This window comes from Kitasatospora sp. NPDC051170 (assembly GCF_044455705.1).
Lineage (GTDB): Bacteria > Actinomycetota > Actinomycetes > Streptomycetales > Streptomycetaceae > Kitasatospora.
In genome coordinates, this window is sequence record NZ_JBITFA010000001.1 from 879,792 (window position 1) to 891,920 (window position 12,129).

The window sequence follows — 12,129 nt, forward strand, 5'->3', positions numbered from 1 at the left end:
GCCACGCTTGCCACGGACGGGCGGTGCCCGGTGATCCCGCTCTCCCACGCCCAGCACCGCATCTGGTTCCTCGACCGGCTCGACGAGGGCGCCGGCTACCGCATCCCGCTGCTCTACCGCCTCTCCGGCACCCTCGACACCGACGCCCTGGCCGCCGCGCTGATCGACCTCCTGGCCCGCCACGAGATCCTGCGGACCGTCTACCCGGTGACGGCCGAGGGCGGCCCGCAGCAGGTCGTCCTGGAGGACCCCGCCACCTGGCCCGTACTGATGACCGGCCGCCCGAACACGGCGGAGGAGGCGCACCGGGAGGCCACCCGCGCCGCCGCCCACGTCTTCGACCTGGCCGCCGAGGCCCCCGTACGGTTCCACCTCCTCTCCACCGGCGACCGGGACCACCTGCTGCTCCTCCTGCTGCACCACATCGCCGCGGACGGCTGGTCGCTGGAACCGCTGCTGCGCGACCTGGAGACGGCGTACACGGCCCGCCTGGAGCACCGCGCCCCGACGTGGGAGCCGCTGCCGGTCCAGTACATCGACTACACCCTCTGGCAGCGCGAACTGCTCGGCGACGAACGGGACGGGCGGAGCCTGGCCGGGCGCCAACTCGCCTACTGGCGCGAGACGTTGAACGGCCTTCCGCCGGTGCTCACGCTGCCCGTCGACCGGCCGCGACCGGCGGTGGCCAGCCACCGGGGCGCCTCGGCGCCCTTCCGGATCGGCGCGGACACCCACGCCCGGCTGACGGCACTGGCGCGGCGCAGCGGCGCCAGCGTGTTCATGGCCCTGCACGCCGCCCTCGCGGCGCTGCTCACCCGGCTCGGCGCCGGCACCGACCTGCCGATCGGGACGGCCGTCGCCGGGCGCACCGACGAGGCCATGGACGAGCTCGTCGGCATGTACGTCAACACGCTGGTGCTGCGCTGCGACACCGGCGGGAACCCGACCTTCGAGGAGCTGCTGGCCCGGGTGCGCGCGAGCGACCTCGGGGCCTACGCGCACCAGGACCTGCCGTTCGAGCTGCTGGTCGACGAGCTGAGCCCGGTGCGCTCGGCCTCCTGGAACCCCCTGTTCCAGGTGATGCTGGTGCTGGAGGACGGCACGGCGGCCGTTCCCCGGCTCCCCGGCCTGACGGCCACCGAGGAGGGCACCGCCCTGACCACGGCCAAGTTCGACCTCACCTTCCACCTGCGGGAGCGGTGGAAGGAGGGTGAGCCGGGCGGCGAGCCAGGTGGTGAACCGGCCGGGCTGGAGGGCCTGCTGGAGTACGCCCGCGACCTGTTCGACCCCGGCACCGCCGCCCGCCTCGCGGACCGGTTCGCCCTCCTGCTGGACGCCCTGACGGCGGACCCCGCGCAGCGCATCGGCGACGTCCCCCTCCTCCTCCCGGACGAGCGGCCGGGGCTGGGTCTGGGGCTGGGGCCGGACACCCTCCGTCACCCCGAAGCGTCGGTGCCCCTCCCCGAGCTCTTCGAGGCCCAGGTCCAGCGGACGCCGGAGGCCCTCGCGCTGACCGACCGCCAGGAGCGCCTGACCTACCGGGAGCTGAACGCCCGGGCGAACCGGCTGGCCCGGCACCTGGCCGCCGAGGGCATCGGCCCCGGAGACCTGGTCGCCCTGTCCCTGCCCCGGAGCGCCGCCGCCGTCACCGCCATGCTCGCCGTCCTCAAGGCCGGCGCCGCCTACCTGCCGATGGACCCCTCCCACCCCGCGCCGCGCCGCGCCCTCATGCTCGCCGACGCGGCCCCGCGCCTGCTGGTCACCGCCGACACCGAGGACTCCCCCGGTTCCCGGCTCGATGCGCGGACCTGGTGGAAGGAGTCCGACGCCTACCCCGCAGCCGACCTGACGGACCGGGACCGCACCGCGCCCCTCCACCCGCAGGACGCGGCGTACGTCATCTACACCTCCGGCTCCACCGGCCGCCCCAAGGGCGTCGTCGTCGAACACCGGTCCCTTGGCGCCTATCTCCACCGCGCCCGCGCCGCCTACCCGAGCGCCGCCGGGGCGAGCCTGCTGCACTCGCCGCTCTCCTTCGACCTGACCGTCACCGCCCTGTTCACCCCACTGGTGAGCGGCGGGTGCGTGCACCTCGGCGAGCTGTCCGAGCCCGGGGGCGCACCGCGCCACACCTTCATGAAGGTGACGCCGAGCCACCTGGAGCTGATGGGCGCGCTGCCCCCGGAGGCCGCCCCCTCCGAACTGCTGCTGATCGGCGGCGAGGCCCTGCACGGCGAAGCCCTGCGGCCCTGGCGGGAGCGGTACCCCGGCGTCGAGGTCCGCAACTGCTACGGCCCCACCGAGGCCACCGTCAACTGCGCCGAGCACCGCCTGCCGCCGGGCGCGCCCACCCCGGCGGGCGCCGTCCCGATCGGCCTGCCCTTCGAGGGCGTCCGGATGTACGTCCTGGACGGGCGTCTGCACCCCGTCCCACCGGGCGTGGTCGGCGAGCTGTACGTCGCCGGGCCCTGCCTCGCCCGGGGCTACCTGGGCCGGCCGGGGCTGACCGCCGCCCGCTTCGTCGCCGACCCCTTCGACGGGCCCGGCCATGGGCCCCTGCTGCCCGGTGGCGGGCAAGGAGGGCGCATGTACCGCACCGGAGACCTCGTACGGCTGCGCTCGGACGGCCTCCTGGAGTACGTCGGGCGCAGCGACGACCAGGTCAAGGTCCGGGGCCACCGGATCGAACCGGGCGAGGTCAGGGCCGCGCTGCTCGCCCTGCCGGGCGTGGCCCGGTGCGCGGTGGGCGTCGAGGAGCGCTCGGCGGGCGACCGCCGCCTGGTCGCCCACGTCGTCCCCGCCGACCCGGCCCGCCCGCCGCAGGGGGACGCTCTGCGCGCGGCCCTGGCCGAGACCCTGCCCGCGCCGCTGGTGCCCTCCGCGATCCTCGTCCTGCCCCGGCTGCCGCTCACCGCCAACGGCAAGGTCGACCGCGCGGCCCTGCCCGGCACGGACCCGGGCACCCACAGCGGCAGCCGTGGCCCGCGCACCCCCGCCGAGGCCGCGCTGTGCCGGGTGTTCGGGGAACTCCTCGGCTCCGGGCCCGTCGGCATCGACGACAACTTCTTCGAACTGGGCGGCCACTCCCTCCTCCTGCCCCGGCTGATCGCCCGCATCGAGGAGACCACGGGCCTCGCCCTGACCATGAAGCAGGTGCTCCTCGGCGGGACGGTCGAGCGCCTGCTGAGGGAGCACCCGCCGGGCGCCGACCTCCTCGATCCGGTGATCACCCTCCGCCCGGGCGAGGGCCGCCCGCTCTGGTGCGTCCACCCCGGCAGCGGGCTCGGCTGGAGCTACCTGGGGCTGCTCCCGTACGTCCCGGCCGGGCGGCCCGTGCACGCCCTCCAGGCGCGCGGCCTCGACGGGCGCGGCAGGTTGGCCGGGAGCTTCGCCGAACTGGTCGAGGACTACTGCGCGCGGATCACCGCCACGCAGCCCGAGGGGCCGTACCTGCTGGCCGGCTGGTCCTTCGGCGGGGCCGCCGCCCACGCCCTCGCCGTACGGCTGCGCGGCCTCGGCCACCGCGTCGGCCTGCTCGCCGTCATCGACGCCGAACCGGCCGTTGGTGGGGACAAGCCTGCGGACGCGGACACCGACATCGAGGCCGTCGCCTTCGACGGCGGTGAGGCCATGGAGGCCCTGGACGCGGAGACGGTGGCGGCGCTGCTGCGCGTCACCCGCAACACCATCGCCCTGGCGCGCGACCCCGGCCCGTCTCCGGGGGTCTTCGACGGCTCCCTGCTGCTCTTCGAGGCGACCGGCGGCTCCCGGGACCTCGCCCGGCGGTGGGAGCCCGTCGTCGCGGGGCCCGTCACCACCGTGCCGGTGGACGGCGAGCACCTCAGGATGCTCAGGCCCGCCGCCCTGCGGACCATCGGCCCGGCCCTGGCCGAGGCGCTCGAGCGCCTCCCCCGAGACGAGGAGACCCGCTGATGTGCGGAATCGCCGGCTCGATGGCCTTCGGGTCAGCCCGCCCCACCCCACCCGAGGTCCTGGAGCGCATGACGGCCGTCCTCGCCCACCGGGGCCCCGACGCGGCCGGGCACCTCCTCCAGGACGGCGTCGCCCTGGGCTTCCGCCGCCTGAGCCTCGTCGACCTCGAGGGCGGCGCGCAGCCGATGACCGGCGAGGACGGCACCGTCGCCATGGTCTGCAACGGCGAGATCTTCAACCACCGCGAGCTGCGGGCGCTCCTGGAGGCGCGCGGCCACCGCTTCCGCACCGGCTGCGACGTCGAGGTGGTGCTGCACCTCTACGAGGACGAGGGCCCGGCCCTGCTCGACCGCCTCAACGGGCAGTTCGCCTTCGCCGTCCACGACCGCCGCCGCGGGCTGCTCTTCCTCGCCCGCGACCACGCCGGCATCGCGCCGCTCTACTACACCACCACCGGCGGGCACTTCGTCTTCGGCTCCGAGATCAAGGCGCTCCTCGAACACCCCGGCGTCCCGCGCGAGGTCGACCTGACGGGCCTGGACCAGGTGCTGACCTTCCCCGGGCTCGTCAGCCCCCGCACGATGTTCCGCGGCATCCGGAGCCTCAAGAACGGCCACCGGCTGATCGTCTCCTCCGACGGCCGGGTGGAGGAGAGCGCGTACTGGGACCTCGACTACCCGACCGCCGACCAGGAGCGGGCGGACGGGCCGCCGCGGAGCGACGAGTCGTACGGGGAGCAGCTGCGCGAACTCCTCGACCGGGCCGTCCGCTCGCGCCTGCGCGCCGACGCCCCCGTCGGCTTCTACCTGAGCGGCGGGCTGGACTCGGCCCTCATCGGCGCCCTCACCGCCCAGGCCGGGCCGCCCGTCCACTCCTTCTCCATCGCCTTCCCCGGCGCGGACATCGACGAGTCCCGCTACCAGCGCCTGATGGCCTCCCGGATCGGATCCCTGCACCACGAGGCCGAGTTCACCGAGGACGACATCGCCGGCCGGCTGCACCGGATGGTGCTGCACAGCGAGTGCCCCGTCCGGGAGACCTACAACACCTGCTCGCTGGTGCTGTCCTCGCTCGCCCGCTCCCACGGGGTCAAGGCCGTGCTGAGCGGGGAGGGCTCCGACGAACTGTTCGGCGGGTACCTCGGCTACCGCTTCGACGCCGGGGGCCGCACCGCCTCCGCCACCGGGGACCCGCTGGAGGACGCCCTGGAGGAGGACGTGCGCGCGCGGCTCTGGGGAGACCCGTCGCTCTTCTACGAACGCCGCTACCACGCCTGGCGCGAGGCCAAGTCGGGCCTGTACGCGGACGCGCTCAGGAAGTCCCTGGACGAGTTCGACTGCCTGGCCCACCCCGTCGTGGACCACCGCCGCCTCGCCGGGCGGCCGCGCCTGAGCCAGCGCTCCTACCTGGACTTCACCCTGCGCCTGTCCGACCACCTGCTCACCGACCACGGGGACAGGATGGCGCTCGCCAACTCCGTGGAGGCCCGCTACCCGTTCCTCGACCGGGACGTCCTCGACTTCGCCCGCACCACGCCCAACCGGCTGAAGGTCAACGCCCTGGGCGAGAAGGCCGTGGTGAAGCAGGCCGCGCGCGGTCTCGTCCCCCCGGAGATCGTCCACCGGGAGAAGTACGGCTTCCGGGCCCCCGGCAGCCCGGGCCTGCTGCGGCGCGACCTCGACTGGGTCAACGACCTGCTGTCGCCCGCCCGGATCGCCCGGCAGGGGTACTTCGACCCGGCCGTGGTCGAGCGGCTGCGCGCGGAGCACCTGCGCGAGGGCGCCGACCTGCACCCGCACCTCGAGGACGACGTGCTCCTGGTCGTCCTGACCTTCGGCATCCTGCTCGACGTCTTCCGGCTCCCCGGCCACCTGTGAACCCCGCTCCGCCCGCGCCCTGACGCCCCGCCCGCACCGACGCCCCGCCCGTACCGACGCCCCGCCCACGCCCTGACGACCCGCCCGCACCGACGCCCCGCCCGCGCACCGCAGCCCCGACGAAGGAAGCAGCCATGGCCTTTGAGGCGATCCACTCGCTCGTCGCACGCTCCGTCGCCCGGTTCCCCGACCGCACCGCCGTGGAGACGGCCGACGCCGCGCTCAGCTACCGGGCCCTGGACGAACGGGCGGACCGGGTCGCGGCGCAGCTCCACCGGGCCGGGGCCCGGGCCGGATCGCTGGTCTCGGTCCTGGCGCCCGACCGCGCCGACCTGGCCGCCGCCCTGCTGGCCGTGCTGCGCCTGGGAGCCGTCGCGGCCCCGCTGGACGCCGCCGCCCAGACGCACCGGCTCTCCCGGCTCCTCGCCGACGCGCCGCCCGAGGTGCTGCTCGTGGGCGCCGGGCAGGAGAAGACCGCCGCGGAGATCGCACCGGCGGGCCTGCCTCTCGTCGAACTGAGTGCTGTTCAGGACGATTCGGCCGATGACTACCCGCGCCACTCCCCCGGCCCGGACGACCCCTGCTACCTGTTCTTCACCTCCGGCTCCACCGGCCGCAGCAAGGCCGTCCTCGGGCGGCTCGGCGCCGTCGACCACTACCTCCGCTGGGAGGCCGAGCTGCTGGGCGTCGACGCCGGATGGCGCGTCGGCCAGCTCGTCTCGCCCGCCTTCGACGCCGTCCTGCGCGACCTGTTCCTGCCGCTGTCGGTGGGCGCCACCGCCGTCGCCCCGGCCCCGGAGCTGCGGCTGGACCCGGCGGCGCTCGCCCACTGGATCCACGGCGCGCGCGTCGACCTCGTCCACTGTGTCCCCTCGGTCTTCCGCTCCCTGCTGCCCACCGCCCTCGGCGACGACCTCGCCTTCCCCGCGCTGCGCTGCGTCGCCCTCTCCGGCGAGCGGCTCGCACCGGCCGACGCGGCGCGGTGGTTCGACCGGTACGGCGAGCGGGTCCGGCTGCTGAACCTCTACGGACCGTCCGAGACCACGATGACGAAGCTCTACCACTTCGTCACCCCCGCCGACCTCGCGCTCCGTTCGATCCCGATCGGGCGCCCGATGCCCGACACCGAGGTGCTGCTCCTCGACGAGCGCGGCGAGCCCGTGCCCGAGGGCCGGGTGGGCGAGATCCACCTGCGCACCCCGTACGCCGCGCTCGGCTACCACCGCGACCCGGAGGCCACCGCCTCGGCCTTCACCACCTCCGCCGGCGGCGGCACCGGGCCCGCCGTCACCGTCTACCGCACCGGGGACTTCGGCCGGCTGCTGCCCGAGCCCTCGGCCGCGGGGACGCTGGAGTTCCTCGGCCGCAAGGACCACCAGGTCAAGATCGGCGGGGTCCGGGTCGAGCTGGAGGAGGTGGAGGCCCTCCTGCGCGAGCACCCCTCCGTGGACGAGGCGGCCGTGATCCTCGCCGAACCGGAGGGCGCCGCACCGCTGTTGTGCGCCTTCGTCGAGTCCACGGCCGATCCGGAGACCGATCTCCTGCGCGAGCACCTCGCCGCACGGCTGCACGCCGCCGCCGTACCGGCGGTCATCGTGCCCGCCCGCATCCCCCGCACCGTCACCGGCAAGATCGACCGCAAGGCGCTGCGCCCGCCGGCCCCCGCCGCCCAGGCCCCCGCCGACGACGCCCTCGCCCCGCGCAACGCCACCGAACGCACCGTCGCCGCCCTCTGGACGGCCGTCCTGGGCGTCCCCGTCGAGGACGTGCGCACCCGGTTCTTCGCCATCGGCGGCTCCCTGGCCGTCATCACCGTCCTGAGCAGGATCAAGGACTCCTTCGGCGTCTCCCTCACCCTCGCCGACTTCCTCGCCCACCAGACCGTCGAAGGCATCGCACGCCTCGTCGAGAAGACCCTCGTCGAAACCGACGCCGACGACGACCTCTTCGGGAGCCCGCTGTGACCGTCACCCCGCTCAACCCGGACCAGAGCGCCGCCGTCGAGGCGCAGGTCCGCGAGGCCGTCCTGCGCCACAGCTCCGTCCAGGACTGCGCGATCGTCCTCAACGGGCCCGCCACCGGCGCCCGGCACTGCGTCCGCTGCGGGATCACCGCCGCCTACCCCGGCCTCACCTTCGACGCGGACGGCGTCTGCTCCCTGTGCACCCACTACGCCGCCCACCGCCGGGCCGTCCACGACTACTTCCGCCCGCCCGAGGAACTCGCCCCCACCCTGCGGGCCGCCGCCGAGGCGCGCGGCTCCGCGTACGACTGCCTGCTGCTGTTCAGCGGCGGCAAGGACAGCAGCTACGTCCTGTACCGGCTGGTCGACCTCGGCCTGCGGGTGATGACCTTCACCTTCGACAACGGCTTCATCTCCCGCACCGCGCTGCGCAACTGCCTCGCCATCACCGAGGAGCTGGGCGTCGAGCACATCACCGCGACCAGGGCCGACCAGAAGGCCGTCTTCCTGGACTCCCTGCGCGACCACAAGAGCGTCTGCAACGGCTGCTTCCGCTCGCTGCTCGACCTCAGCACCGAACTCGCCCACACCCGCAACATCCCCAGCATCGTCACCGGGCTCTCCCGGGGGCAGATCATGGACGAGCGGCTGTCCTGGTTCCACGAGCGGGGCGTCTTCGACGTCGCCGAGATCGAGGAGAAGCTGCGCCTGGGCCGCCGCGCGTACCACTCCGCCCACTCCGCCCACTCCGCGTCGGCGGTCGACCAGGCATCGACGGTCGACCAGGCGTCGGCGGTCGACACCGTCCGGATCGTCGACTACTTCCGCTACTCGGAGGTCACCAAGACCGACATCCGCGCCTTCCTGCGCGAGCGCTCCGACCTCTGGTCGCAGCCCGTCGACACCGGCTTCTGCAGCTCCAACTGCATGATCAACGACGTCGGCGTGTACGTGCACTCCGCCGAACGCGGCTACCACAACTACGAGGCGCCCACCCGATGGGAGGTGCGCCTCGGCCACCTCACCGTCGCCGAGGCCGACGAGGAGTTGAGCGGACCCGTCGACACCGCCCAGGTCCACCGCATGCTCGCCACCATCGGCTACCCCGACCCCGCCGACCGCGACCGGATCGGCGCCCGGCTGAGCGTCTACTACGTCCCCCGGGACGGCACCGCCCCCGCCCGGCTCGCGGCCGCCGTCGCCCCGACCCTGCCCGCCGCGCTGCGGCCCGCTCAGTGGATCCCCGTCGACGAGATCCCGCGCAGCGGCGGCGTCGTGGACCGCTGGGCGCTGCGCAGCCGCCAGCGGGCCGCGATCAGCGGCTCGCGCACCGGGTCCACGGCCATCGCCGCGCCGGAGGACTCGCCGCGCCGGTACCCGCTCACGGCGGGACAGCTCGCCCTCCTCGGGGAAGGCGGCGGCGCGCGGGCGCTTGCCCTGACGCTGGACGACACCGCCGGCGGGCCCGCCGAGCTGAAGGCCGTGATCCTGCAACTCCTGCTGCACCACGACGCGTTGAGGCTGCGCTTCGACGAGAGCGGCGCGGGTGGGTCGGGTGGGTCGGGCGGCGCGGGCTGGCGCCAGTACCACGAGGGCGTCGGGGGCCGGCTGCCCGTGGCGACGCTCAACCTGCGGGACCGGGGCGAGGCCGAGGAGGCCGAGCTCGTCGACCGGGCCCGCGCGCGGCTCGTCGCCGCCCTGGACCCGGCCGGCGGACGGCTGCTGCGCGCGGCCGTCCTCGACCGGGCGCCGCGGCCCGCCGGGCTGCTGCTCGTCGTGCACGAGCTGGTCGCGGACGTCGAGTCCTGGCGGGTGCTGCTGGAGGACCTCGACCTCGGGCTCGGGCAGTTGCGGGCCGGCGGGGTCGTGGAGCCGGCGCCCGCCGGATCGTTCCCGTCCGACCTCGGCACTCCGCGGCTCCCCGGTGACCGTTCGACCGCCCATCGGATCGGAGCCTACCTCGCGGAGGTGCTGGCGCAGCCGGTGGACGTCCTCGACCACACCGTCCGCAACCGTACGAACCGCCTGATCGCCCCACTCCCCGATGCCCCGCTCGCCGATCCCCGATCCGCCGACACCCAACCCGCCGATGCCCAACCCGCCGTGCGCTACGAGCACTTCGGCGACCTCGCGGCCGTCCTCACCCCCGACGCCGCCCGCTGGAAGCTCACCGGCCGTTACGTCGAGGAGTTCGCCCGCCCGTCCGGAGGCCACGGCCGGGCCCTCACCGTCACCGGCAGGGTCCACGACGGCGCGCTCGACCTCACCTGGTGGGCCGAGCCCGCGCTGCGGGCCCGCCTCGCCGAGGACCGGGCGGCGCAGCGCCTCGACGCGAAGCTGCGCGGCCTGGATGCGGGGGCGTCCTAGCCGTGGCCGGCACCCCGCCCGGCCTCCCGACCCTCGGCGTCCTCGGCGGCATGGGCCCCGCGGCCACCGCGGAGTTCCTGCGCGTCCTGGCCCGGACCGTCCCGGCCGCGACCGACCAGGAGCACCCGCGGATCGTGATGCTGTCCGAGCCGGCCGTACCCGACCGCACCGAGGCGCTGATCAGCGGCAGCGACGCCCCGATGCCACTGCTGGAACAGTCCCTGCGGACCCTGGTCGGGTGGGGCGCGGACCTGCTGGCCGTCCCCTGCAACACCGCGCACGCCTACCTCGACCGCCTGCACGACTGGCTGCCCGTCCCCCTGGTCCACATCGTCGAGGCCACCCTCGACGCCGCCCGGGCCGCCAGCCCCGACGGCGCCTGGCTCACCGCCACCACCGGCACGGTCGTCAGCGGGATCTACCAGCGCCACGCCCGTCGCACCGACTACCGCCTACTGCTCCCGGAGGACGCCCTCCAGGAGCGCATCCACGCGGCCACCACCCTGGTGAAGGCCAATCAACTCCCCGCCGCCGCCGCGACCTTCGGCGCCGTCGCCCGCGAACTCCTGCGCCGCGAGCCGGTCCCCCTGGTCGCCGCGTGCACCGAACTCCCCCTGGCCGCCGCCCAGTCCGGACTCCCCGGCGGCCTGGTCGTCTCCAGTCTCGACGCCCTGGCCGCCGCCTGCGTCGACCGCCTGTACGCCGCCTCCCCCACCGGATCGAGATGAGTGGCTTGCGACTGTCCCGAGAGCACGAGCAACTGCGGCGCACCGTCGCCAGGTTCGCCCGGGCGGAGGTGGCGCCCGTCATCGGCGGCTACTACGAACGCCAGGAGTTCCCCCGCAAACTGGTCGCCGACATGGGCCGGATGGGCCTGTTCGGGCTGCCCTTCGGCGAGGAGTTCGGCGGCATGGGCGGCGACCTCCTCGCCCTCTGCCTGGCCGTCGAGGAACTCGCCAGGGTCGACTCCTCCGTCGCCGCCACCCTCTCCGCCGCCGTCACCCTCGGCGCCCTACCCATCCACCGCTTCGGCACCCCCGAACAGAAGCGGCGCTGGCTCCCCCCGCTCTGCGCCGGAGAGGCCCTCGCCGGCTTCGGTCTCACCGAACCCGGCGGCGGCACCGACGCGGCCGCCGCCCGCACCACGGCCCGTCTGGAGAACGGCTCCTGGGTCATCGACGGCAGCAAGTCCTTCATCACCAACTCCGGCACCGAGATCACCAGCCTGGTCACCGTCACCGCCGTCACCGGCCCCGGCAGCGGCCACGGCCCCGAGATCTCCACCGTCATCGTCCCGGCCGGCACCCCCGGCTTCACCGTCGCCCCCGCCTACTCCAAGGTCGGCTGGTGCGCCTCCGACACCCACGACCTCTCCTTCACCGACTGCCGCGTCCCCGCCGACCACCTCCTCGGCGAACGCGGCCTCGGCCTCGCCCAGTTCATGACCGTCCTCGACGAGAGCCGCATCGCCGTCTCCGCCCTCGCCACGGGCCTCGCCCAGGGCTGCGTCGACGAATCCCTCCGCTGGGCCACCGACCGCACCGCCTTCGGCCACCCCCTCGCCCACCACCAGTCCATCCAGTTCAAACTCGCCACCATGGAAACCCGCGCCCACACCGCCCGCCTCGCCTACCGCGCGGCCGCCGAAGCCATGCTCCGCGGCGACTCCTTCATGAAGGAAGCCGCCATGGCCAAGCTCGTCTCCGCCGAAGCCGCCATGGCCAACGCCCGCGACGCCACCCAGATCTTCGGCGGCTACGGCGTCATGAACGACACCCCCGTCGCCCGCTTCTACCGCGACGCCAAGATCCTCGAGATCGGCGAAGGCACCACCGAGGTCCAGCAGATGATCATCGCCCGGCACCTGGGCCTGGCCTAGAGCCTCTTTCGGCTGGCGGGATCTTGGCGCCCTCAGGCGTTCACGCCACTCGTGGGGCGCACCCGGGAACCCCCAGGATGGAGCCACAGCCCACCGGATCCCATCCCGAC

Annotated in this window: 6 protein-coding genes; all 6 read left to right on the top strand. The window is 74.7% G+C overall.

What is annotated here, in order from left to right:
• The first annotated feature begins 30 nt into the window (after positions 1-30).
• The 6 genes from ACIBCA_RS03860 to ACIBCA_RS03885 all read left to right on the top strand — a co-directional run bounded on the left by ACIBCA_RS03860 (position 31) and on the right by ACIBCA_RS03885 (position 12,019).
• Complete coding sequence (locus tag ACIBCA_RS03860; protein ID WP_396281184.1) at positions 31-3,933, top strand: amino acid adenylation domain-containing protein; 3,903 nt, start codon at positions 31-33, stop codon at positions 3,931-3,933.
• Positions 3,933-5,810, top strand: a complete 1,878-nt coding sequence (asnB, locus tag ACIBCA_RS03865; protein WP_396281185.1) for an asparagine synthase (glutamine-hydrolyzing) — start codon at positions 3,933-3,935, stop codon at positions 5,808-5,810. The genes ACIBCA_RS03860 and asnB overlap by 1 nt, the downstream gene beginning before the upstream one ends.
• 134 nt (positions 5,811-5,944) lie before the next feature.
• Positions 5,945-7,774, top strand: a complete 1,830-nt coding sequence (locus tag ACIBCA_RS03870; protein WP_396281186.1) for an amino acid adenylation domain-containing protein — start codon at positions 5,945-5,947, stop codon at positions 7,772-7,774.
• A complete protein-coding gene (locus ACIBCA_RS03875) occupies positions 7,771-10,140 on the top strand; it encodes a hypothetical protein (RefSeq protein ID WP_396281187.1) in 2,370 nt (789 codons plus the stop codon). The genes ACIBCA_RS03870 and ACIBCA_RS03875 overlap by 4 nt, the downstream gene beginning before the upstream one ends.
• Before the next feature lie 2 nt (positions 10,141-10,142).
• The gene (locus ACIBCA_RS03880) at positions 10,143-10,868 is read left to right on the top strand and encodes an aspartate/glutamate racemase family protein (protein WP_396281188.1); all 726 of its coding nucleotides are present in this window, start codon (positions 10,143-10,145) and stop codon (positions 10,866-10,868) included.
• The gene (locus ACIBCA_RS03885; RefSeq protein ID WP_396281189.1) at positions 10,865-12,019 is read left to right on the top strand and encodes an acyl-CoA dehydrogenase family protein; all 1,155 of its coding nucleotides are present in this window, start codon (positions 10,865-10,867) and stop codon (positions 12,017-12,019) included. The genes ACIBCA_RS03880 and ACIBCA_RS03885 overlap by 4 nt, the downstream gene beginning before the upstream one ends.
• Positions 12,020-12,129: the final 110 nt, after the last annotated feature.